Annotated in this window: 22 protein-coding genes and 1 pseudogene; 8 read left to right on the top strand and 15 right to left on the bottom strand. The window is 71.3% G+C overall.

Annotated elements, in window-relative coordinates:
• Positions 1-141 precede the first annotated feature (141 nt).
• Positions 142-699, bottom strand: a pseudogene (locus K3769_RS38580) (SDR family NAD(P)-dependent oxidoreductase); the annotation flags it as partial.
• A gap of 120 nt (positions 700-819) precedes the next feature.
• Positions 820-1,725: an AraC family transcriptional regulator gene (locus K3769_RS38575; RefSeq protein ID WP_267030861.1), complete on the bottom strand. Its 906-nt coding sequence runs from the start codon at positions 1,723-1,725 to the stop codon at positions 820-822.
• 164 nt (positions 1,726-1,889) lie between these two features.
• Between K3769_RS38575 and K3769_RS38570 the strand changes: the two genes are divergently transcribed.
• The 3 genes from K3769_RS38570 to K3769_RS38560 all read left to right on the top strand — a co-directional run bounded on the left by K3769_RS38570 (position 1,890) and on the right by K3769_RS38560 (position 5,970).
• The gene (locus K3769_RS38570) at positions 1,890-2,207 is read left to right on the top strand and encodes a putative quinol monooxygenase (protein WP_267030860.1); all 318 of its coding nucleotides are present in this window, start codon (positions 1,890-1,892) and stop codon (positions 2,205-2,207) included.
• 122 nt (positions 2,208-2,329) lie between these two features.
• Positions 2,330-3,343, top strand: a complete 1,014-nt coding sequence (locus K3769_RS38565; protein ID WP_267030859.1) for an alpha/beta hydrolase fold domain-containing protein — start codon at positions 2,330-2,332, stop codon at positions 3,341-3,343.
• A gap of 347 nt (positions 3,344-3,690) precedes the next feature.
• A complete protein-coding gene (locus K3769_RS38560; protein WP_267030858.1) occupies positions 3,691-5,970 on the top strand; it encodes a M4 family metallopeptidase in 2,280 nt (759 codons plus the stop codon).
• 102 nt (positions 5,971-6,072) lie between these two features.
• Here the strand turns inward: K3769_RS38560 and K3769_RS38555 are convergent, their stop codons facing one another.
• Genes K3769_RS38555 through K3769_RS38545 form a run of 3 tightly spaced genes read right to left on the bottom strand, consistent with a single transcriptional unit; the run spans position 6,073 to position 8,363 of the window.
• Positions 6,073-7,044 (bottom strand): alpha/beta fold hydrolase, encoded by a 972-nt coding sequence (locus K3769_RS38555; RefSeq protein WP_267030857.1) that lies wholly within the window; start codon positions 7,042-7,044, stop codon positions 6,073-6,075.
• Positions 7,044-7,277: an acyl carrier protein gene (locus tag K3769_RS38550; protein ID WP_267030856.1), complete on the bottom strand. Its 234-nt coding sequence runs from the start codon at positions 7,275-7,277 to the stop codon at positions 7,044-7,046. The genes K3769_RS38555 and K3769_RS38550 overlap by 1 nt, the downstream gene beginning before the upstream one ends.
• Positions 7,278-7,322: 45 nt before the next feature.
• Positions 7,323-8,363 (bottom strand): beta-ketoacyl-ACP synthase III, encoded by a 1,041-nt coding sequence (locus K3769_RS38545; RefSeq protein WP_267030855.1) that lies wholly within the window; start codon positions 8,361-8,363, stop codon positions 7,323-7,325.
• Positions 8,364-8,556: 193 nt separating this feature from the next.
• Here K3769_RS38545 and K3769_RS38540 point away from each other — a divergent pair, with 193 nt between their 5' ends.
• A complete protein-coding gene (locus K3769_RS38540; protein WP_267030854.1) occupies positions 8,557-9,786 on the top strand; it encodes a hypothetical protein in 1,230 nt (409 codons plus the stop codon).
• 75 nt (positions 9,787-9,861) lie between these two features.
• Here the strand turns inward: K3769_RS38540 and K3769_RS38535 are convergent, their stop codons facing one another.
• The 4 genes from K3769_RS38535 to K3769_RS38520 all read right to left on the bottom strand — a co-directional run bounded on the left by K3769_RS38535 (position 9,862) and on the right by K3769_RS38520 (position 13,262).
• On the bottom strand, positions 9,862-10,728 hold the full coding sequence (locus K3769_RS38535; protein WP_267030853.1) for an HD domain-containing protein: 867 nt from the start codon (positions 10,726-10,728) through the stop codon (positions 9,862-9,864).
• Between the two features lie 108 nt (positions 10,729-10,836).
• On the bottom strand, positions 10,837-11,580 hold the full coding sequence (locus K3769_RS38530) for a TetR/AcrR family transcriptional regulator (RefSeq protein WP_267030852.1): 744 nt from the start codon (positions 11,578-11,580) through the stop codon (positions 10,837-10,839).
• 123 nt (positions 11,581-11,703) lie between these two features.
• The gene (locus K3769_RS38525; RefSeq protein ID WP_267031730.1) at positions 11,704-12,849 is read right to left on the bottom strand and encodes an RNA polymerase sigma factor; all 1,146 of its coding nucleotides are present in this window, start codon (positions 12,847-12,849) and stop codon (positions 11,704-11,706) included.
• 5 nt (positions 12,850-12,854) lie between these two features.
• A complete protein-coding gene (locus tag K3769_RS38520) occupies positions 12,855-13,262 on the bottom strand; it encodes a YciI family protein (RefSeq protein WP_267030851.1) in 408 nt (135 codons plus the stop codon).
• Between the two features lie 163 nt (positions 13,263-13,425).
• Between K3769_RS38520 and K3769_RS38515 the strand changes: the two genes are divergently transcribed.
• Both K3769_RS38515 and K3769_RS38510 read left to right on the top strand, forming a co-directional pair.
• Complete coding sequence (locus K3769_RS38515) at positions 13,426-13,815, top strand: VOC family protein (RefSeq protein ID WP_267030850.1); 390 nt, start codon at positions 13,426-13,428, stop codon at positions 13,813-13,815.
• 240 nt (positions 13,816-14,055) lie between these two features.
• Positions 14,056-16,311 (top strand): catalase, encoded by a 2,256-nt coding sequence (locus K3769_RS38510; protein ID WP_308216449.1) that lies wholly within the window; start codon positions 14,056-14,058, stop codon positions 16,309-16,311.
• Between the two features lie 118 nt (positions 16,312-16,429).
• On the opposite strand, the gene K3769_RS38505 is transcribed toward K3769_RS38510, so the two are convergent.
• The 6 genes from K3769_RS38505 to K3769_RS38480 all read right to left on the bottom strand — a co-directional run bounded on the left by K3769_RS38505 (position 16,430) and on the right by K3769_RS38480 (position 21,083).
• Positions 16,430-16,996 carry a type 1 glutamine amidotransferase domain-containing protein gene (locus K3769_RS38505; RefSeq protein WP_267030848.1) on the bottom strand — a complete coding sequence of 189 codons (567 nt, stop codon included), beginning with the start codon at positions 16,994-16,996 and terminating at the stop codon, positions 16,430-16,432.
• A gap of 63 nt (positions 16,997-17,059) precedes the next feature.
• The gene (dps, locus tag K3769_RS38500) at positions 17,060-17,620 is read right to left on the bottom strand and encodes a DNA starvation/stationary phase protection protein Dps (RefSeq protein WP_267030847.1); all 561 of its coding nucleotides are present in this window, start codon (positions 17,618-17,620) and stop codon (positions 17,060-17,062) included.
• Positions 17,621-17,708: 88 nt separating this feature from the next.
• Positions 17,709-18,536, bottom strand: a complete 828-nt coding sequence (locus tag K3769_RS38495; protein ID WP_267030846.1) for a glycosyltransferase family 2 protein — start codon at positions 18,534-18,536, stop codon at positions 17,709-17,711.
• A 35-nt stretch (positions 18,537-18,571) separates the two neighbouring features.
• On the bottom strand, positions 18,572-19,222 hold the full coding sequence (locus K3769_RS38490) for an SAM-dependent methyltransferase (RefSeq protein ID WP_267030845.1): 651 nt from the start codon (positions 19,220-19,222) through the stop codon (positions 18,572-18,574).
• A complete protein-coding gene (locus K3769_RS38485; protein WP_267030844.1) occupies positions 19,219-19,995 on the bottom strand; it encodes a PIG-L deacetylase family protein in 777 nt (258 codons plus the stop codon). The genes K3769_RS38490 and K3769_RS38485 overlap by 4 nt, the downstream gene beginning before the upstream one ends.
• A complete protein-coding gene (locus K3769_RS38480) occupies positions 19,992-21,083 on the bottom strand; it encodes an acyl-CoA dehydrogenase family protein (protein WP_282567460.1) in 1,092 nt (363 codons plus the stop codon). Before K3769_RS38480 ends, K3769_RS38485 begins: the two co-directional genes overlap by 4 nt.
• Positions 21,084-21,357: 274 nt before the next feature.
• Here K3769_RS38480 and K3769_RS38475 point away from each other — a divergent pair, with 274 nt between their 5' ends.
• Positions 21,358-21,951: a TetR/AcrR family transcriptional regulator gene (locus tag K3769_RS38475; RefSeq protein ID WP_267030842.1), complete on the top strand. Its 594-nt coding sequence runs from the start codon at positions 21,358-21,360 to the stop codon at positions 21,949-21,951.
• A gap of 205 nt (positions 21,952-22,156) precedes the next feature.
• Positions 22,157-22,846: a type 1 glutamine amidotransferase domain-containing protein gene (locus tag K3769_RS38470; RefSeq protein WP_267030841.1), complete on the top strand. Its 690-nt coding sequence runs from the start codon at positions 22,157-22,159 to the stop codon at positions 22,844-22,846.
• Positions 22,847-22,883: the final 37 nt, after the last annotated feature.

Genomic DNA, 22,883 nt, shown 5'->3' with positions numbered 1-22,883 from the left:
CCGTCCGTACGTGACCGCCGCGTCGTGCGGTCCCGGTGTACGGACACCTCCAAGCCCAGGAGGGGTGCGGCAGATAGGGACAGACCTGAGCGATACATGTTTCGTACCCGACCGGCTCCTGTTTCTCAGCGGTAACAGCTGTCACTTCGCCTGGGCGAGGCGGACCGCGTCAGGTCCCGCGGGGAACCGCAGTTGCCCGGTCGCGTCGTGCGCGGCCCGCCACACCGTCTCGGCCACGTCGCTCTCCTTGGTGAACAGGTCCTGGCCCGTGAAGTCGGCCATGACCTTCTCGGCCCACGGGGCGTAGGGAGCGGGGATCAGTTCGGCCAGGGCCCCGCCGCCCGTCGCCCTGGCCGCGAAGTTCGTCGTCAGGCAGGCGCCCGGCTCGACCGTCTTCGCCCGCACACCGAGGGGCGCGAGTTCCAGTGCGAGGGACGCGGTGAATCCCTCGACGGCCATCTTGCTCGCCTTGTAGACGGCCGAGAGCGGCATGTCACCCAGCACGACGCTGGACGTCACGTTGACCACCACGCCGGAGCCGTGCTCACGGAACTGGGGCAGCACCGCCTGTGTCACGGCCATCACGCCGAACGTATTGGTCTCGAAGACCTCCCGCACCCGGGCCATGGGGGTCCCCTCGAACACACCGATCATCGGGACACCGGCGTTGTTGACCAGTACGTCGAGGGGTCCCGCCGCCATTTCCTCCTCCCCGCGGAAGAACCGACATTCCCAGTGAAGCGCTTTGAGCTGCGAAGACGTTAGAACGATGCTCTTCGCTGCCTGCACAATCCTCCCGGCCACCCTGGCCGGATGCGCCTACGGCAGTACGCCCGCCGGAGTGCTTACGGCGTCGCGCAGGCGGACCGCGTCCTGGCTCGGGGGCGCGCCGAACTGACGGCGGTACTCGCGGCTGAACTGTGACGGATTGTCGTAGCCGACGCGCCGGCCGACCCCGGTGACCTCGCCCGGGTGGGTGGCGAGCAGCAGCCGGGCCTCCTGCAGCCGGATCTGCTTCTGGAACTGGATGGGGCTCATCGCGGTCACCGCCTGGAAGTTGCGGTAGAAGGCGGAGACGCTCATGCCGGACATCCGTGCCACGTCCTCGACCCGGAAGGGTTCCGCGTAGTGCTCGCGGATCCAGCCGACCGCCCGGGAGACATGGTTCAACCTGCTGTCCGCCAGGCCGAGTTGGCGGACCGTCGCGCCCTGCTCGCCGGTGATGACACGCCACAGGATCTCCCGTTTGACGAGCGGGGCCAGGACGGCGCGGTCGCGGGGCTCGTCGAGCAGGTGCACCATCCGGACCACCGCGTCGAGCAGAGCGGGCGAGGCGTCGCTGACCGCCATCGCCGAGGGCGCTCCGCCGTCCGCGCGGGGGTTGCCCCAAGGACCGGCCCGCAACAGCAGTTCGGCGACATCGGACGGTTCCAGTGCGAGCCCGAAACCGAGTGCCGGCCGCTCGGGTTCGACCCGGATGAACTGGCCGGTGACAGGCAGGTCCACGGACGCGACCAGGTACTGCCCGGCGCCGTACTCGTAGACCCGGTCGCCCAGCGCGAGGCGTTTGGCGCCCTGGGCGATGACGGCGAGCACCGTGCCCGACATGGAGGGCGCGGGCGGATCCGGCCGGTCGACCTTGGAGATCAGGACGCCGTCGACGGCGGTCGTCCAGTCGGGCCGGGCGTGCCGGTCCAGCAGAGTCCGGAGTTCTTCGAGGCACATGGGTCCATTGCAGCACCATTCGGCCTCGCGGCTCCGGCCGTAGCGAGGATTGTGCAGGCAGCGAAGAGCATCGTTCTAACGTTTCCGCAGGTCAGCTCGCTTCAATGGAATCAGCACCGCGCCTGGTGCTCCATCTGTGAAGAAGACTGAGAGGAAACCGTCCCATGATCGCCACTTACGGGTTCAACGCCGTGCTCACCGCCAAGCCCGGGATGGGCGACCGGCTGGTCGACCTGTTGCTCACCGGCCTGGACGAGGGCAGCCCCGGCGCGAGCGAACACTGCGTCGCCTACCTCGTCTCCCGCTCCGCGTCCGACCCCGACGTCGTCCAGGTCACCGAAGGGTGGAGCAGCGAGGAGGACCATCACCGGATCTTCGCCGGCGAGGCGGCGCAGGCCATCGTGGCCGCGATCGACGGGCTGCTGGCCGGGGAGTCCGCGTACACCGACTACGTCCCGGTCCGGGGCAAGGCCGCCTTCTGACCGCGGCACGCCGAGCACGCCGGTCAACCACCCCCCGGCCCACAGCCCACAGCCAGCACGTCGCACTTCACATTTCCCGCTTGCCACTTTTCACTTCCCAGTTGCCACGAGAGGCGAAGACCATGACCACCACAGCCCGACCCGACCTCGACCCCGAACTGCGCGCGCTGCTGGCCGACATGCCACTGATCCCGCACCTCACCCCGGACGTCCTCGCGCAGCTGCGCCAGTTCCCCGCCACCCCCGTCGACTTCCTGCTCGCGCACCGGCGGGCCGGCCACCGTACGGTCACCGTCCCTGCCGAGGACGGCACTCCGCTCCCCCTGTCGGTCTTCACCCCCGCGAATGCCGATCCCACCACCGCCTCGCCTTGCGTCTACTGGATGCACGGCGGCGGAATGATCATGGGCGATCGCTTCTCCCAGATCGACATCCCCTTGGAGTGGCTCGACGAGTTCGGTGCGGTCGTGGTCTCCGTGGACTACCGGCTCGCACCGGAGTTCACCGGTACGACTCCGGTCGAGGACTGCTATCAGGGGCTGCTCTGGATCGCCGAGCACGCGGAGGATCTCGGTATCGACGCCGGCCGGATCATCGTCGCCGGTGCCAGCGCGGGCGGTGGCCTCGCGGCCGGGGTCGCGCTGCTGGCCCGCGACCTCGGGGGCCCGGCGATCGCCGGGCAGATACTGATCTGCCCCATGCTCGACCATCGCAACACCAGCGTCTCCAGCCGCCAGTACGCCGGCGGTCCCGGCGTCTGGACCCGCGAGATGAACGAGTTCGCCTGGCGTGCCCTCCTCGGCGGCCTCGACGGCCACGGCGGCCTCGACGGCCATGGGGACCCCGGGGGCCTCAGCGGTGCGGACGTGCCCCCGTACGCCTCCCCCGCGCGGGCCGACGACCTCTCGGGCCTGCCGGCCGCCTACATCGACACCGGCTCGGCCGAGGTCTTCCGCGACGAGGACACCGACTACGCCTGCCGCATCTGGGCGGCCGGCGGCCAGGCCGAACTCCACGTCTGGGCGGGCGGATTCCACGGATTCGACGCCCTCTTCCCCCAGGCGCTCCTCTCGGTCACGGCCCGCAGGACCCGTACCGACTGGCTCGCCCGGACACTGCGAGAGCGCGCCGTATGACCTCGGCGCCGGCGCGAAGGCCGCGCGGCCGAAAACATGTGCCACAGGTGACGAACTCCCAGCAAGCAATGGCCAATTCAAGCCGTTGTCTTGTCACATCCCTGACAACCTGTGCCTCGGATGTCACTCTGCTGTCGAACGTTCACCCTTCGTTCACACCCTCACACCCCCCACTCACACATCCCCCGTACCCCCACGTCTCACGCGCCTCCGAGGTTTCCGGCACCTTTGTGTGCACCTCGTGCCGCGCTTCTTCCCGCTCCACCCCGTTCAGGGCCGGCCGTACCCCGTCGGCCCGCTCACCGCCGGTGTCCACCAGACGCCGGCCGTCGCAGGAGGAGAAGACATTGTCCGGGCCCCATCGCTTCACCCACCGGCGCAGACGCGCCGCGGCTCTCGCCCTCACCACCGCGAGTTCGCTGCTCGTCCTCGGCGTCCAGGGCGCACCCGTGTCCGCCGCACCCGCCGACCCCGGTTCCGGCCCCTCGAAGATCGTCGCCACACCGCGCGCCGCGGCCGCCCAGCCCGCCCTGTCACCCGCCGCGCGCACCGCGCTGCTCAAGAGCGCCACCGCCGAGTCCGGTGACACGGCGAAGCAACTGGGCCTCGGCTCCCGCGAGAAGCTCGTCGTCAAGGATGTCGTCAAGGACGCCGACGGCACGACCCACACCCGGTACGAGCGCACGTACGCGGGCCTGCCGGTCCTCGGCGGCGACCTGGTGCTGCACGTGAAGAAGGGCCGGACCACCACCTCCAAGGCGACTCGCGCCACCATCACGGTGCCGACGACCACGCCGAAGATCTCCGCGACCGGCGCCGCCGACAAGGCACTGGCCGTCGGCAAGGCGGCCGATGTGAAGAAGTCCGCGATCGAGGGCAAGCCCCGCCTCGTGGTGTGGGCCGCCGGGTCCGCCAAGCCGGTCCTGGCCTGGGAGAGCGTCGTCGAAGGGGTCCAGGACGACGGCACGCCCAGCGAGCTGCACGTCGTCACCGACGCGAAGACCGGGAAGGTCGCCGCCGAGTTCGAGGGCGTGCACACGGGAGCGGGTCACGGCCAGTACAACGGCGACGTGTCCGTCGGCAGCACGCTCTCCGGTTCGTCGTACCAGCTCGTCGACGGCGACCGCGCCGGGCAGCGTACGTACGACCTGAATCAGGGTACGTCCGGCACGGGCACACTCTTCACGGATGACAACGATGTCTGGGGTGACGGCACTCCGGGCAACCGGCAGACCGCCGGCGTGGACGTCGCCTTCGGCGCGGCGGCGACCTGGGACTACTACAAGAACGTCCACAACCGCAACGGCATCCGCAACGACGGGGTGGCCGCCTACAGCCGCGCCCACTACGGCAACAACTACGTCAACGCCTTCTGGCAGGACTCCTGCTTCTGCATGACGTACGGGGACGGCTCGGGCAACTCGGCGCCGCTGACGTCGCTCGACGTGGCGGCCCACGAGATGAGCCACGGCGTCACCGCCGCGACCGCCAACCTGACGTACTCCGGTGAGTCGGGCGGCCTCAACGAGGCGACCTCGGACATCTTCGCCGCGGCCGTCGAGTTCAACGCCGGTCTGGAGGCGGACGTCCCCGACTACCTGGTCGGCGAGAAGATCGACATCAACGGCGACGGCACGCCGCTGCGCTACATGGACAAGCCCTCCAAGGACGGCGCGTCCCGCGACTACTGGGACGCCTCGCTGGGCGGCATCGACGTCCACTACTCCTCCGGGCCCGCGAACCACTTCTTCTACCTGCTGTCCGAGGGCAGCGGAGCGAAGACCGTCAACGGCGTCGACTACGACAGCCCGACCGTCGACGGTGTGGCGGTGGCCGGCATCGGCATCGAGAACGCGGCCGACATCTGGTACCGCGCGCTGTCGACGTACATGACCTCGTCGACCAACTACGCGGGTGCCAGGACCGCGACGCTGCAGGCCGCGACCGATCTCTTCGGGGCGTACAGCGACACCTACCTCGCCGTGGCCGCCGCCTGGGCGGGCATCAACGTCGGCGACCGCATCGCGCTCGGGACCAACCTCTCCCCGATCGGCGACCAGCTCTCCGGCGTCGGCCAGGACGTGTCCCTGCAGATCGAGGCCTACACCACCAACTCGGACTCGCCCCTGACCTACGAGGTCACCGGCCTGCCCGACGGGCTGACCGCGAGTGACAGCGGACTGATCTCCGGAGTCCCGACCGCCATCGGCACCAGCGAGGTGACCGTGACGGTCACCGACGGCACGGGCTCGACCGCCTCCGACACCTTCGAGTGGCGCGTGGCGAACATCTACGGCAACTCCACCCGTGTCGACATCCCCGACAACGGTGCCGCGGTCGAGTCGCCCATCACCATCTCGGGCCGCCCGGGCAACGCCTCGGCGACGACCGAGGTGTACGTCAAGATCGTCCACACCTACCGGGGCGACCTGACGGTCGATCTGGTGGGCCCGAACGGAACCGTGTACTCGCTGCTGAACCGCAGCGGCGGCTCGGCGGACAACGTGGACCAGACCTTCACGGTGAACGCCTCGGCGCAGCCCGTCGACGGCACGTGGACGTTGCGGGTGCGTGACGTGGCGGCGATCGACGTGGGTTACATCCAGCAGTGGCGCATCACTCCGTGACGCCCCTCGGCGCCGCCTGACCTCCAGTCGGCCTGACAGCCCGCCCGCCCGGACCGTGCCATGGTCCGGGCGGGCGGTGCCGTGTGTGCGGGCCACCGACCGCTACCGAACCGCCCCGAGCCGTTCGGGTGCGGTCGTGTAGGGAAGGTCGTCGAGCGGGAGGTCGGTGAGGAAGCGCAGGATCAGGTCGGCGTACTCGGCTTCCCGTTCCAGGTGCACCATGTGGTCGGCGTCGCGGACCAGGAGGAAAATCGAATCGGCGATGGCGGCTGCCACGGCACGGTTCTCGTCCGGTGTGCTGACGTCGTCGTGCTCGCCGGTGAACACCAGCGCGCGCACCGCGTCGATGCGCTCGGCCGGAAGCGGGTCCGCGGCGAGCAGGCGTCGGTGGCAGACGGCGTGGCGGCGGGCCGCGGCCGGGGTGATGCGGGCGAACTGCCGGTGCAGCATCCGGGCCACGGTGGCCGCCTGGGAGACCTGGTCCCGCAGAGCGGTGTTCAGCAGCGTGGCGACGGCGCGGCCCGCGATCTCGTGCGAGCCGGAGTCCGAGAGGGTCCCGTCGACGTCGTCCGCGAGGGCGGCACGCGCACTCCACACCTGCTCGCAGTCGGACACCAGGCGCGGGTTCATCCGGTGCGTGGCCCCCGCCAGGACGAGCCGTGCGACCCGCGCCGGCCGGCTCAGCGCGGCACGGTAGGCGATCGGCGCGCCGTACGAGGCGCCCAGGAGGTTGACCCGGTCGAACCCGAGCCGGTCGGTGACCAGCAGGGCGGCCTCGGCGAGCGCGTCGAAGCCCTGTTCGGCGGGCAGGTCGTCGGCCGTTCCGACGCCGGGCAGGTCGACGAAGACCAGCGGCATCCGCGCGCTGAGCCTGCGCTCCAGCCGGGGCCACGCGTACATGTCCTGGAGGGCGCCGCCGAGCAGGAGCAGGGGCTCGGTGACCGGGGGCCGGTCCGAGGTGACGACGCGGCAGGTGTAGCGCAGGCCACGCCATTCCAGGGGTACGAGCTCCTCCCTGGTCTTCTCGGGCGCGGTCCACTCGGGCGCGTTCCACACGGCGGGGACGGTCGGCATCACGCGTTCCCGGCGGCTCGGCTCGCGATGAGGTCGGCCAGGGCGTTGACGGTGGGGGCGCACGCCAGTTCGTCCTCGGTGAGGAACAGGCCCATGCGGTCCTCCAGTTGCATGGACAGCACGGTCACCGCCATGGAGTCGATGCCGGCGTCGGCCAGGGTCGCGTCGGCGGTGATGGGCGCGGAGGGCAGTCCCGCCTGCGCCGTGAGGATGCCTTTGAGTTCTTCCAGCACGTGCTTCGCTTCCTTACGTTCCTACGGTCCCGGGCTGATGGATCTCTACAGCTCCGCGGTGATGCCGGGTGGCCAGACGAGGCTGGTGGCGGCCCAGGCGAGCCCGCTGCCGAAAGCGACAACGAGCACGCGGTGTCCAGGTTTCAGTTGGCCCTCGTCCGCGGCGTGGGCGAGCAGCAGCGGGACGGAGGCCGCCGCGGTGTTGCCGACCTGGGCGATGTTCGAGGGCGTGCGCTCGGGCGGGATGCCGAGGGCGTCGGCCACGGAGGCGGCGATGCGCCCGTTGGCCTGGTGGACGATCAGCCGGTCGACCTCGTCGAGCGTCCATCCGGCGGCCTGTGCCGCGTCCCGGGCGGCCTGGCTCATCCGGCGCACCGCGTGCCGGAAGACCTCGTTTCCGCGCATGTGAACGAAGAAGTCGCCCGCGGGCGCGGTGTCCCGCCGGTCACGCTCGCGGGCTCCGCCGGCCGGGATGACGATGGCGTCGGCGAGTGAACCGTCGCTTCCCCAGGCGAAGGCTCCGAGGCTGCCGTCCTGTCCCGCGAGCCCGGCCTCCAGGACCATGGCTCCCGCGCCGTCGCCGAAGAGCGGGGCCGTCGCACGGTCGTCCGAGTCGATGATGGCCGACATCGTCTCCGCGCCCACGACGAGGACCCGGCGGGCGCTGCCCGCGCTGATGAGGCCGGCGGCGACGGCGGACGCGTACACGAATCCCGCGCAGCCCGCGGTGACGTCGAAGGCGATCGTGTCGCGCAGGCCGAGCCGGTGGGCGACCGCGGGCGCGGTGGCGGGGCAGTGGTGGTCCGGGGTGGTCGTGGCCAGGACGAGGGCGTCGACGTCCGTGACACCGGCGGACCGCATCGCCCGCCGCGAGGCTTCCACGGCCAGGTCCCCCGTGGAGACCTCCGGGTCCGCGCGGCGGCGTTCCTGGATGCCGATTCTCTCCCGGATCCACGCGTCGCTGCTGTCCAGCCGGGAGCACAGCTCGTCGTTGGTCACGCGGCGGGGTGGCAGATGGGAGCCCACACCCGTCACCACCGCGGCCGGCCCCTGCGGTTCAAGGAGTCCCGCACTCGAAACGTTCATTTACTAAGCGTACTTGAGTGGAGGCGGAGCGTTATCGATGGGTCCGGCCGCTCCTGGGGCGAGAGGGGGCCGAGAGCCGGGAGGGGCGCGTCGGCGTGGTCCGCGCAAGGGAGTTCGAACCATCATGAACAGGTTCATATAGGCTGCGTGCGCCGCCCTTTGTAGCCTTGTCCTTCCCCAGGAGAGTCTCCCAGTGACCGTAGTGACCGCTCAAACCGAACCGGCCGTTCCGCCCGTCGACCAGGTGCCCGGCCAGGCCGCCGCGGAAACCGGGGAGTTCTGGGTCGAGCCCGCGTCGTCCGACGGCACGGCTCCGGCGGACGACGCGCAGGCGGAGGCCGCTCAGGACGACACGCGTACGGAGGCGGCTCAGGACGACGCTCCTGCAGCGGCTGCTCAGGACGACGCGCACGCCGACGGCACGGCGGAGGACGTGCCCGCCGAGGTCGCGCGGGACGCCCAGGACTTCGGGGCGTATGTACGGGCCGGCGGCTGGGCGTTCGCGTTGAAGGTGGCGCGCAGTGTGCGGCCCGGCGGCGAGACGCCGGGAGAAACGCGGAAGGTCTCCGCGAAGGCCTTCGCCGAGCTGGCCGGGTGCTCGCCCGAGCGGGTCATGCGCTACTACAAGGCGTGGGACAAGGCGGCCGACGACGGTCTCGTCCCGTACTTCGAGGCCCTGGCGCCGGGGCAGGACGTGGAGTTGCCCGACTCCGACGTGTGGCACTCGTACTACGCCTCCCGTTCCAGCGCCTCCTCCGAGCGCGGCACGGCGATCACCGCCGCGGCCGAGGCCGAGGGCATCCGGCCGACGAAGGCCCTGGAGGTCGCCGAGAACCCCACCGCGCTGCGGGCGGCGATCCTCGCCGACCCCTCCACTGCGAAGGCGGCCCGGGCGGCGCTCCTCGACCGGCTGCAGGAGGACCCGTCGCTGCAGACGGAGTGGGCCCGGGACATCGCGCGCACCGACGACCTGAAGAAGGCGGTCGCCTCCGAGACGCAGGCGGCCAGCCGTATCGGCTATGTCCGCGACATCGTGGAGAACGGCCAGGTCAAGACGCCGGCCGGGCAGACGATCGACGCCCCCGCGGAGCTGCGCGCCGAGGCCGAACGCCACCTCTCGCTCATCGACGAGCTGGACGAGAACGAGGACACCACCGAGTGGGCCTCCGAGGCGTTCGAGTCGATGAAGGACATCGTCGCCCAGACCGTCCAGGCCGACCCCGAACTCCGCCTGCAGGAGCGGCGTACGAAGTTCTACAGCAGCCTGCAGAAGGCGACGAAGGTCTTCGAGGAGCTGACCTTCGACGACGTCGACGACCTCGACACCATCTACGAGGACGACATGCTGCAGCGCCTTGAGGAGCTCCAGGAGGCGATCAGCAGCTGCATCACCACCCTGCGCAAGGCGGCGCCGGGCAAGTGAGCGTTCCGTCCCGACGGGGCGGGACCCTGTCGGCCGGCCGTCGTTCCCGGCCGGCTGTCGTTCCTCGAACGGCCGTCACTCCTCGAACGGCGCGGCGAGCAGGAGATCCTCCACCGTGGGCACCGGGAATTCCGGGAGGTGACGGCGGCCGACTTCGGCGAAGGGGTGCATGAGGACCGACATGGGCTTGGTGCGGCACAGGGAGAGAATGGTGTCGAGCGCGTCCTGTTTGAATCCCTCCCGGGGGAAAGCCGCGAGTATCTCCTCAAGGGCGTCGGGCGGAATGCGCCGCAGGTCGTTTCCAGAGAAGTCCACTGCCGATCCCATGGCGACCATCGCGATCTCCGGCCTCTTCCGCGTGGCGATACCGGTGTTGGTGTGCAGGGCGATCGCATCCCAGACGACGGCTACGCGTTCGGCCGGCATCCGCTGCTCCCGCAGGAACCGCTGCGCGGCGTCGGCGCCGTCCACCTCGAAGCGTTCGGCCGGCGTCCGGTACGCCTCGACCAGCCCGAGGTCGTGCAGGGCCGCGGCGACGAACGCGAGTTCGCTGTCGTAGCGGACGTCGCGCCGGTCGCACAGCAGGGAGCCGAAGAGGTACGTCCTCATGACGTGGTTGAACAGCGTCCCGGAGGACACCTCGCGTACGAACCGCGCTGTCCTGCGGGCCAGTTCGCTGGTGGGGATGCGTACGCCGGCCACCGTCCCGGGCAGGGCGTCCGCCGCGGCGGCGGGGGCGGCGGTCACCGCGGTGGCGAACGCGGCAGCCGCGCCGATCGCGGCGACACCGGCACCCCGTCCGAGTGCGGTGCGCCGGGTGATTCCTTTGCCCCCGTTGTTCGCGTCGAAATCACTCATACCGAGATCGCTCGTACCGAAATCGCTCGTACCGAATTCGCTCGTGCCGAAATTGTTCTGGTCGAGATTGTTCTGGTCGGACATACGGACAGCCTTCTCGTCGGCGGTTGATGTCACGAGCCTATGGACGGCACTTGAGGGCAACCAGCGGCGAAAATGCCGATCAGCTCCGGATTCTCGCCAGAGCGGTGGTCAACCGGCCTGGTCCGCGGCCGGAATCCGGCCGAAGATGTCTTCCAGGGTGTTCCGCATCCCCAGGCGGAAGATCTCGGCCTGGTGTTCACCGAGGAAAGCGGTGTGCCTGAACACCTCCAGGACGACCAGACCATGCATATGTCCCCACGCGCTCATGACCAGAGCGGTCAGCGGAGACGGCAGAGCGCCCTCCCCCATCGGCGGTATCTGTTCCATGTACGCCACGAGCGCGGGCGAGAAGCCGGAGTCGTCGACCGCGGCCAGTTGGGCCGGGGTGAAGCCGCCGAACATCTCACGCTCGAAGATCGCACCCATCCGGCGCACCGCCCGGGTGGTGGTGCCCTCCACGGGAGCCTCGTAGTACCGCAACGGCGTTCCGTACAGGAGCTGGTACCGCTCGGGATGGTCGACGGCCCACTGGCGATAGCCCTCGGCCGCGATCACCACCCGTTCCAGGGGCGAGTCCTCGCGCGTGGCGTCCAGGGCGGCCTGCACGGCGTCGCCCAGGGCTACGTACGCCTTGGTGATGAGGGCCGTGACCAGCTCGTCCCGGCTCGGGAAGTAGTGGTAGAGCGCCTGCACGGTCATGCCGAGGCTCCGGGCGACGGCGCGCAGCGACAGGGCCGCAGGACCGCTCTCGGTGATCTGGCGCTCGGCCGCGTCCAGGATCTCCTGGGTCGCGGCCGCTCGGCGCCGCTCACGCAGGGAGGGCAGGGCTGCCGTGTGTTCGTCGACGGGCATGCATCGACGGTACGGCGTCAACTCCGGCCGCGCGGGCGGAAATTGAAAACCGAGCGGAAATTCTGACACTGTCAGGTGCGCCGTACGCTGCCCAGCCCCTCAGCCGCTCAGCCGGCCGATCGCTCAGCCGCGCAGTTCCGCGTTGAGCCGTGCGGCCTGGCGCGTGAGGTGGTCCCGTTCGGGGAGGCTGGGCGCCGACCGGGCGGCTTCGGCGTAGAGCCGTGCCGCGGTCGCCACGTCGCCGTCGCGCTCGTGCAGGTAGGCCGCGACGGCCGTGTGGCGGGGCAGCGAGGGGTCGAGGTGCGCCAGTGCGGTCAGGCCGGCGCGCGGGCCGTCGGCCTCGCCCACCGCGACGGCCCGGTTGAGGCGGGCCACCGGGTTGCCGGTCAGGCGTACCAGTTCGTCGTACCACTCGACGATCTGCACCCAGTCGGTCTCCGCGGCACACCGGGCGTCGGCGTGCAGTGCGGCGACGGCGGCCTGCGCCTGGAACTCGCCCAGCCGGTCGCGGGCCAGGGCCGTCTGGAGGATGCCGACGCCCTCCGCGATCAGCCGGGTGTCCCACAGACCGCGGTCCTGCTCGGCGAGGGGTACGAGCCTGCCGCCGGCGCCGGTCCGTGCCGGGCGCCGCGCGTGGTGGAGCAGCATGAGCGCCAGCAGACCCGCGACCTCCTCGTGGTCGGTCCCGGCCGCGAGGTGGCGGGTGAGCCGGATCGCCTCGGCGGCCAGGTCGACGTCGCCGGAGTAGCCCTCGTTGAAGACCAGGTAGAGCACGCGCAGGACCGTGGCGACGTCACCGGGCCGGTTGAGGCGGACGTCCGAGACGGTCCGCTTGGCCCGGCTGATCCGCTGGGCCATGGTGGCCTCCGGCACGAGGTAGGCCTGTGCGATCTGCCGTGTCGTCAGGCCGCCGACGGCGCGCAGCGTGAGGGCGACGGCCGAGGCGGGTGTCAGGGCCGGGTGCGCGCACAGGAAGTACAGCTGGAGCGTGTCGTCGGCCGCCTCGCCCGGTCCGGGTACGGGTTCGCGGTCGACGCGTACCTCCCGGTGCCGCCGGGAGGTGTCGGCGCGGACGGCGTCGAGGAACTTGCGCCAGGCGGCCGTGACCAGCCAGGCCTTGGGGTCCCGCGGCGGATCGTGCGGCCATGCGCGCACCGCTTCGACCAGGGCGTCCTGCACGGCGTCCTCGGCCGCCGCGAAGTCGGCTCCGCGACGGACGAGGACGGCGAGGACGGCGGGCGTGAGCGTCCGCAGCAGGGACTCGTCCACCGGTGTCAGTCCGTGATGGTCACGCACGGGGACAGGAAGGGCCGCACTTCCAGCCACTCCTGCACCGGCTTCCCGCCCGCGCCGGGGGCCGCGGACAGCTCGCCGGCCACGTCGAGCGCCCGCTCGTAGGTGTCGACGTCGATCACCATCCAGCCGGCGATCAGGTCCTTGGTCTCCGCGAACGGGCCGTCGGTGACCGGCGGCCGTCCCTCGCCGTCGTGGCGCACGAACGTGCCCTCCGAGGACAGCACCTGGCTGTCGACGAACTCGCCGTTCTCTTCGAGTCGCGCCGCGAAGTCGCTCATGTACCGCATGTGGGCCGCGACCTCCTCCGGGGTCCACCGGTCCATCGGCACGTCGTTGGCCGGGGTCGGCCCGCCCCGGTAGTGCTTGAGCAGCAAGTACTTGGCCATCGTGTTCTCCCTGGTGCGGTACGGCCCCTTGCGGCCGTGTTCACTGCGGGGACGGAGCCGGGCGCCGGTTCTCGACACTCCCCCGGGAAATCTTCCCCCGGGAGCGCGCCGGGACGTCCCTTGTCGCCGTCGTCGGCCGACGTCGTGGTGGGACGATGGGGACATGACCGACTCAGCTACGCGGATCAACGCCCTCATCATCGACGCGGCCGACCCCGAACGGCTCGCCTCGTTCTGGTCCGAAGTGCTGGGCAGGCCGGTGGTGGGCCGCACGGGCCCCTATGTGTGGCTGCGCCGGGAGATGGGGCTCGGCATGGGATTCCAGCGGGCCTCCGCGCCCAGGACGGGCAAGAACCGTATGCACTTCGACGTCACCGCGCCCGACCCGGCCGTGGAGCAGCGGCGCATCGAGACGCTGGGCGGTCGCAGGCTCGACGAGTACGCCGATGGCGGATTCCTGGTGATGGCGGACCCCGAGGGCAACGAGTTCTGCGTGCTGCCCGACGGGCCCTTCGAGCTCGACGACGAGGGCCGCGCACACTATCTCGGCTGACCTGCGACGCTCCCCCGTGCGGCGGAACCGTACCGCCGCCGGCGCCACCCCATCTCTGCGGCGGACGCGACCGCCCGGGTGAAACTCGGCCGTTCCCCACAGGCCGCTGCGTCGCTTTCCTCAGGAGGGGTACCCAGCCTCCGCGGATCTCAGGCGACCCGTCCACGGGACGGACAGAGTCGGCTCCGCGCTTCCCCCCTCAGAGAACGGAACGCTGTGAGCGCCACGAAGAAGAACCCTGTGAAAGCCGCCACCGGCAAGGTGGCCGAGAAGGTTCAGGAGGCTGTCCACCCCGGCAACGAGATCCCCGGAGCGCCGGGGCCGGTGCCCCCGCCGCTCGACGAGCCGACCGAGCCCGCCGAACCGCTGCCGCCCAAGCCGGACCAGCGCGGCCCGGACACCTACAGCCCCACCGGGCAGGAGACGGGCGTCCCGCAGGAGAAGGTGGCGCAGGGCGGTGAGTACCTGACCACCGCGCAGGGCGCGCGGCTGTACGAGACCGACCACTCGCTGAAGGCCGGGCCGCGCGGACCGGTGCTGCTGCAGGACCACCACCTGCGGGAGAAGATCACCCACTTCGACCACGAGCGCATCCCGGAGCGGGTGGTGCACGCCCGTGGCGCCGCGGCGCACGGCATCTTCCAGGGGTACGGCACCGCCGGGCAGATCACCAAGGCCGCGTTCCTCGGCAAGGACGTGGAGACCCCCGTCTTCGTGCGCTTCTCCACCGTGCTGGGTTCGCGCGGCTCCGCCGACACCGTGCGCGACACCCGGGGCTTCGCCACGAAGTTCTACACCGACGAGGGTGTCTTCGACCTGGTCGGCAACAACATTCCGGTGTTCTTCATCCAGGACGCGATCAAGTTCCCCGACGTGATCCACGCGGGCAAGCCGCACCCGGACCGGGAGATCCCGCAGGCGCAGAGCGCCCATGACACGTTCTGGGACTTCGTCACCCTGCACACGGAGGCCACCCACCACACGCTGTGGAACATGTCCGACCGCGGCATCCCGCGCTCGTACCGGATGATGGAGGGGTTCGGCGTCCACACCTTCCGGTTCGTGAACGCCGAGGGCGCGACGACGCTGGTCAAGTTCCACTGGAAGCCGAAGCTCGGTGTGCACTCGCTGGTCTGGGAAGAGGCGCAGATCACCGCGGGTGTGGACCCCGACTTCCACCGCCGCGACCTCGCCGACGCGATCGAGGCCGGCGCGTATCCGCAGTGGGAGCTCGGCGTCCAGACCTTCCCCGACACCGACGACCAGCTGTTCGAGGGCATCGACCTGCTGGACCCGACCAAGATCGTGCCGGAGGAGCTGGCCCCGGTGCAGCCGATCGGCCTGCTCACTCTGAACGCGAACCCGTCGAACTACTTCGCCGAGACCGAGCAGGTCGCCTTCCACCTCGGCCACCTCGTGCCGGGTATCGACGTCACCAACGACCCGCTGTTCCAGGGCCGGCTGTTCTCCTACCTCGACACGCAGATCAGCCGGCTCGGCGGCCCCAACTTCGCCCAGCTGCCGATCAACCGCACGCACGCCCCGGTCAACGACATGCTGCGCGACGGCATGCACCAGACCGCCGTGCACCGGGGTGCGGCCCCCTACCGCCCGAACTCCCTCGACGGCGGCTGCCCCTTCCTGGCCGGCGAGGACACCGGCGCGTACATCGAGGTCCCCGAGCCGGTGCACGCGGACCGCAAGGTGCGTGACGCGGCGGCCTCCTTCGACGACCACTACAGCCAGCCGCGGCTGTTCTGGCTGAGCATGACGCCCACCGAGCGGGAGCACATCGTCGCCGCCTACACCTTCGAGCTCAGCAAGTGCTGGGAGACGTCGATCAAGGAACGGGCCCTGCGGGTCCTGGCCAACATCGACCCCGAGCTGTGCGGTGAGGTCGCGACCGGACTGGGTCTGCCCGCGCCCGAGCCCACCGTGAAGCTGGCCGAGCCCGACCCCAGTCCCGCGCTGTCCCAGCTGGGCGCCACCTGGCCGCTGGACGGCCGGATCGTCGGCATCGTCGCCTCCGGCGACCAGGATCTGGACGGTGTGCGGTCCATCCGCCAGGCGACCCTGGACGCGGGGATGGTGCCTTTGGTCATCGCTCCGGCCGGTGGTGTCCTGGACGCCGACGGCGACCCCGTCACCGTGCAGCGCACCTTCGCCAACGCCCGCTCCACCGAGTTCGACGCCATCCTGCTGGCGGGTGCGCCCACGCCGGGCGCCGACGCGTACGGGGCCCGCGACGCCAAGGTCGACGACGTGGCGGTGGCTTCGGGCATCGACCCCCGGCTGCTGCTCATGCTGGCCGAGGCGTTCCGGCACGGCAAGGCACTCGGTGCCTGGTCCGACGGGGCGGACGCGCTGGAGGCGGCCGGTATCGCGCTAGACGCCGCCGGTGTGGTGACCACGGACTCGGCCGACGCGGCGCTGGAGCGCGTCACCGAACTGCTGGCCGCTCACCGTGCCTGGGACCGTTTCACCCAGCCCGTCTGATCCCCGACGCGGTCCGCCCCGTGCTCCCTGCCTGCTTGGGCGGGGAGCACGGGGCGGATGTCGTACGGACGGCTTTCGGGCCGACGGCTGTGCTGACCGGCGGTGGGGCCGGCGCGGTTCAGGAGCCGACCAGGGCCTTGTCGACAGCGGCCACGAACGCGTCGAGGTCCTTCGGCGTGCGCGAGGTGACGAGGGTGTAGCCGTTCGCGCCGTCGCTCACGACCTCCTCGTCCACCCATTCCTTGGCGCCCGCGTTGCGGACATCGGTGCGCAGGGAGGGGTAGGACGTCAGCGTCTTGCCGTTCAGGACGTCGGCCTCCACCAGCGCCCAGGGGCCGTGGCAGATCGCGGCGATCGGCCGGCCCGAGGAGGCGAACGCCTTCACGGTCTCCAGGGCCTTGCTCTCCAGACGGAGCTGGTCGGCGTTGATGGTGCCGCCGGGGAGCAGCAGCAGCTGGTACGCGCCGGGGTCGAGCGCGTCGAACGTCGTGGTGGGCTCGACGGTCTCACCGGGGTCCTTGTCGCCCACCAGCGTCTGGACGGGGTCCGAGCTGACGGCTGCGACGGTGACGTCCGCCCCGTTCTCCCGGAGCCGGCGGACCGGCACCAGCAGCTCGTCCTGCTCAACTCCGTAGTTGGTGACGAGCACCAGGACGCGGTGGCCGTTGAGCGGCTTGTCAGACATCTGAGTGAGCCTTTCTCTCGTTCCGAAGGTGCTGTGGGTGCGTGCCGGCGTGCGGCGTGTCCGTCAGTGCTTGGAGGCCTGCTGGGCGGCGTCCGTCTCCGAGTCGGCGTCGGCCGTGGTGAGGGAGCCGCCCGCGGTCTCCAGGTGTGCCCGGACGAACCACTGGAACTGCTCCAGGTCACGCAGCTGCTCGATCAGCAGGTCCTCGGTGGCGGGGTCGATGTCGCCCGCCGTCTCGACCGCGGCGCGCACGTCCTGGAGCAGACCGGTGTACACGACGTCGAGCGCGCCGAGGTGGGCGATCGCGTCGGCCCGCTCCACGCTGTAGTCCTTCCAGGTGCGCTCCTCGACCAGCGTGCCGGGAGTGCCGTGGGCGACGCCCCCGAGGGCCGCGAGGCGTTCGGCGACATCGTCGGCCATGTCACGTACGCGGTCGACCTGGGGGTCGAGCATCTCGTGTACGGCGATGAAGTGCGGGCCCACCACGTTCCAGTGGACATGCTTGAGCGTGAGGTGCAGATCGTTGAGGGCGTGCAGACGCAGCTGCAGCAGGTCGATGAGCGTGGAGGCGTTCTCCACCGTGAGGCCCGGGACGGTGTAGCGGGGGGTGGCCTGGGAAGCCATGTCGGTATCTCCTGTCTCGTACAGCGTGTGCGGCTCGTGCCGTGTGTTCAGCCCGTGCGGGCCGTGCGGCGTGCACATCTCGTGCAGCTCACAGGTTGCGCACGGGTACCTCTCGTACTGATTTGCCCCCTCCCGGTACCCCTGGTGTGGGAACGCAATCCACCTCGGCCCCATCCGGCCCGGTCGGGATGCCGGGCGGCGCCGGGGTTGGGCACAGGGAGGCGAGGAGGTCGGCGAGGCCGCCGGGGGCCCTCCCGCGCAGGCGGGCGGCCGTGCGCACGGGGTGCCGGTCGGTGCGGGCGACGCGGTGGCCCGTCGCGGTCAGCCGGGCCGCGAGGTCGCGGTCCTCGCCGGTGGTCAGCGGGGCGAAGCCCCCCACCCGCAGATAGGCCGCCGCGGACACGCCGAGGTTCGCTCCGTGCACGTGCGGGTGCTCCCACGCTCCTCCCGCGCCTGCGCCCGCCCCCGCCCCGTGGGACCGGCGGGTGCGGAAGTAGGCGGCGTCGTGCCGTGCCCTCAGGAGTGCGTCGGCCGTGATGGTGGGGGCGAGGCGAATGGTGCCCAGGACCGCGTCGTGGCCCTCCGCCGCCCTGGCGACCTGGTGGGTGAGCCAGGCCGCGGGCACCGTGGTGTCGGCGTCCGTCATGGCCAGCCAGGCGTGCCGTCCGTCGTCGGCCAGCAGTTCCAGTGCGCGCTCCACGCCGGCCGCCCGCGCGAGTCCGACATTGCGGCCGCGGGTCTCCACGACATGCGCTCCCCCGCGTGCGGCCAGTACCGCTGTGGCGTCCGTGCAGGCGTCCGCCACCACCACGATCACCACGGGCAGCGGCGCCACCTGAGCGGCGGCCACCCGCAGACTGCGCAGACAGGCGGCGATACGGCGTTCCTCGTTGTGCGCGGGAACGACGACGGCCACGGCGGAGGTCGTCGCCCGAGGCCTGGTACGAGACCTCACGCCAGACCTTCCGCGCGGGCCGGCGAGAGCGCCGGTCCCGGGCCCCGGCCGCGCTCGTGCACGGAGAGGGTGAAGTCGGGATCGTCGTAGCGCGCCAGCCGTCGCAGGCCGCTCAGGGTGTCGAGGTGCTCGGCGATGTCGCGGCCCGTGCAGGTGTGTTCGGCGACCGGGTGGTTCCAGTGAACGGTGACCAGGTGCCCGCCCTCCCTCAGGCTCTCCACGCTCTGCCGGACGAGCCGGGTACGGGTGCCGGTGTCGAAGTAGTAGAGGAGTTCCGACAGCACGACGAGGTCGAACGACTCCTCGGGCCACTCCTCGGGCACCGTCATCCGTCGGGCCGTGACCTGGTCCAGGCGCTCGGTGCGCCGGGCGGTGGACTCGACGGCCGAGGCGACGCGGTCGGTGGCGAGCAGCCGGTCGCAGCGGGGGGCGAGGAGTTCGGTCAGCACGCCCACCGAACAGCCCGGTTCGAAGGCCCGCGGGTAGCGGGGGCGGGGCAGTGCCGCCACGGTCAGGGTGTACTTGCGGCGGTCGTACCAGCGCTCGCCGAGGTGCCAGGGGTCGGCGGCCCGGGCGTACTGGTCGTCGAAGTAGCGCGCGGGGGTGTTCGCGGGCGTCTCGTCGGGGGTGGCGGCGGGGGTGTTCACCGGATCACCGTCTCGAAGGCGCGGGTGTGGTGGGCGATCTCCGCCACCGGCAGGACCGGCGCGATGCCCGTGCCCCGCGGTTCCAGCTGGCTGGTGAAACGGGCCAGGGCCGCCTTCTTACGGTCGATCACCGGCTCGGGAAGAGGCAGGACGGCGGCCCGGTGCCACGGCACGCGGCGGTCGTGGGGGCGGGCCCAGTGCCACATCCACACCGGGTAGGACCACACCGGCGTGGAGGTGTCGTGGCCCGCGCGCCGGGCGGCGCGACCGGCGGCCTCGTGGTCGCTGTGCAGATCGCCCTCCCAGGGCGCCACGCACAGGGCCGCGCCGACGGCGTCCAGGAGCCCGCCGATCACCGCGCGGGCTTCCTCCTCGTGCTGGGGCTCGTCGAGGGCGGTGTCGGGCAGCCCCGCGTGCACGGGGGCGGGCAGCTCGCCCAGGTCGCGCAGCGCCGCGGTCAGCTCATCCCGGCGCCGGGCGGCCAGCCGCGCCCGCGCGGACGGCGTACCGGGGCCGTGCGAGGCCTCCCCGTCGCTCAGGCACACGGTGTGGACGGCCGCGCCCGCCTGGAGGAGGGCGGCGATCGTGCCGCCGAATCCCAGGACCTCGTCGTCGGGGTGGGCGGCCACCACGACGACGGGTCCCGCGGGGAGGGCCAGGCGCGGCAACCGCTCCGCCAGGCGGGCCTCCCGCCATAGGGCCTCCTCGGTGCCCTGCGCGTCGATGGCAGCGGCGGCGGCCTGCCGGGGGTCGGCGGCCTTGGACGCACTCATCGAGCCGCCTCCGCGGCCTCGGTCGCGGGGGTTTCGGAAGCGGCGGGGGTGGCGGGATCCGTCGCGGGCGCCGCACCCGTAGCGGACCTCGTACCCACAGGAGGCGTCGCGTCTCTGCCGGGTGGGAAGTCCGTCGTGGCCAGGCGGCCGAGTTCCGCCAGGTTCGACTCGGCGTGGTGCTGGCGTACGTAGACCGTCAGGTCCGCCACCGCGCGGGCGTGCCGTTCGTCGCGGCACAGCGGCCCGGCGCCGGTGGCACGCCCGACGTGCTCCAGAACCTCCGTGCACACCTTTTCGGCCAGGGCCCGCACCCGCAGACTGCGCACCCGCGCTTCCTCGCGTACGTCGAAGGGGTCGGCGTCGATGTCGTCGCCCGCCTGCCGCAGCACGGCGTCGGCGGTGTGCAGCAGCATGTCGACCGCGCCGAGGTGGGCGGCGGCATGGCTGTTGAGCTGTCCCGCCGCCGCCCGCCCGTACAGCGGCGCCGCGACCGCGTGCGCCCCGCCGAGCCAGCAGGCCGCCACCCCGATTCCTCCGTGCTGGAAACCGGGGCGCAGCACATAGCCGTCCACCCCGCCGACGGCTCGCGCCGGCACGTCGGTGAACGACATGTCCAGGCTGTCGCTGCCCGCCATGCCGATCGCCGGCCAGGTCCCTTCCACGGCCTGGGCGCCCGGGTGGTCCAGGGCGACGGCGAACAGGCGGTAGCCGTCGTCGGCGTCCGCGGTCACCAGGGCGTGGGTGCAGCTGCGGGCGCCCGAGCAGTAGGGCTTGACCCCGCTGATCCGCCACCCCTGGTCGCCGCGGGTGGCGTGCACGCCGGGGCCGGGCGGGCGCGCGGCCCACACTCCCCACCGTTCCCCTTCGAGGGGCAGGGTGTCGTCCAGTTCGTGCAGGATCGCCGCCGCGTCCAGGTGTCCTTCCGCGAGCCGCGCCAGGGACAGGTCCCGGCGCCCCAGGGCGCTCAGGACGGCGAAACGATGCGCCGTCGACCGGCCCGGCAGAGGTACGCCGGAGGCCTCGCGCTCGACGAAGTCGGCGAACAGGTCGGCCGTCCGCCGCTCCGGGGAGCGCGCTGGGTCGGTCATTTCGGGGGGCGTGGCGTTCACGCGGGCCTCCTGCACACATCGTCCGGCTGAAACGCTTCGTCCCGATTGCCCAGCCCATCTGCCGACAAACGGCCAGAAGACGACTCGACATCGCACACAGACGGCCTGTAGAGCCCAGCATCGGGCAGCACCCGCACCCCTGCCACTTCGCACGGTCCGCAGCGTTCCCCCGGGGCGCGGCGGGATCCCCCGGGAGCCCCGGGAACCACCCACTTCTAGACGACCGGTCTAATCATGCGCTACTGTTGCCGACATGCCAGCCACCGCACGCACCACCGACACCCGTCGGAGCATCCTCGACGCCGCCCAGCGCATCATGGGCCGCAAGGGCTACTCCGCGGTCGGCATCAATGAGGTGCTCTCGGAGGCAGGCGTACCGAAGGGCTCCTTCTACCACTACTTCAGCTCGAAGGACGCTTTCGGAGAGGCCCTGCTACGGCGCTACTTCGAGGAGTACGTCGCCGACATGGACCGCGTCTTCGCGCGGCCCGGCCAGTCGGCCGGCGAGCGGCTCACGGCCTACTGGCAGCAGTGGCGGCAGACGCAGAGCCTCGACGACTGCCAGGGCAAATGCCTCGCGGTCAAGCTCGGCGCCGAGGTGTCCGACCTGTCGGAGCCGATGCGGCTGGCCCTCAAGGAAGGCACTGACGCGGTCGTCGACCGTCTGGAGCGGACGATCACCCAAGGCCTTGAGGACGGGTCGGTCGCCCTGGACGGCGATCCCCGCACCACGGCACAGGTCCTCTACGACATGTGGCTCGGCGCCAGCGTCATGGCGAAGATCCACCGCAGCCCCGCGCCGCTCGACACCACGACGGCGATGACCCGGCAACTGCTACATCTGTAGTCCCGGCATCTCGATCCCCGACAACCCCCGACGATCCCCGACGTCCCTCAGGCCCCGTCCCCGACTCCGGCCCGGCCCCGGTCGCCGACACTCCGGCCCGCCTCACCCACCAACGTTCCCGTCCGGCCGGAAGCTAGAGTTCACCCCGACCACTTCTAGACGACCGGTCTATTCAGCGAATCACCCGATCAAGGAGCAGACAGACATGAAGGTTCTCGTCGTCCTCACCTCGCACGACACACTCGGCGACACCGGTCGCAAGACCGGCTTCTGGCTGGAGGAGCTGGCCGCGCCCTACTACCGCTTCCGGGAGGCCGGCTGGGAGATCGTGCTGGCCTCCCCCGAGGGCGGCCGTCCGCCGCTGGACCCGAAGAGCAACGAGCCCGACTTCCAGACCGACCTGACCCGCCGGTTCGAGTCCGACGCGGAGGCGACCGCCGCACTGGCGGACACCGTACGCCTGGACTCGGTCGCGGCCGAGGACTTCGACACGGTCTTCTACCCCGGCGGCCACGGCCCGCTGTGGGACCTGGCCGAGGACACGCACTCCGCTCGGCTGATCGAGGCGACCCTGCGCGCGGGCAAGCCCCTCGCCCTGGTCTGCCACGCTCCCGGCGTCCTGCGCCACACGGTCAACGAGGACGGTACGCCGCTGGTGCGGGGGAAGAAGGTCACCGGGTTCACCAACTCCGAGGAGGAGGGCGTCGGCCTCACCAAGATCGTCCCCTTCCTCGTCGAGGACGAACTGAAGGGCCTCGGCGGCGTCTACTCCAAGGGCGACGACTGGGCGCCGTACGTGGTGCGGGACGGTCTGCTGATCACCGGGCAGAACCCCGCCTCCTCCGGTCCGGCGGCCGACGCGCTCGTCGAGCTGGTGATGAAGGCCGGCGCGTAGGCGGTTGTTCGCGGTCCCGCCCGGCCGGCGTCCGCCT

The sequence above is a fragment of the Streptomyces ortus genome (genome assembly GCF_026341275.1).
Lineage (GTDB): Bacteria > Actinomycetota > Actinomycetes > Streptomycetales > Streptomycetaceae > Streptomyces > Streptomyces ortus.
Note: the sequence above shows the minus strand (reverse complement) of the source record. Positions and strands in the feature narration are given on the sequence as shown.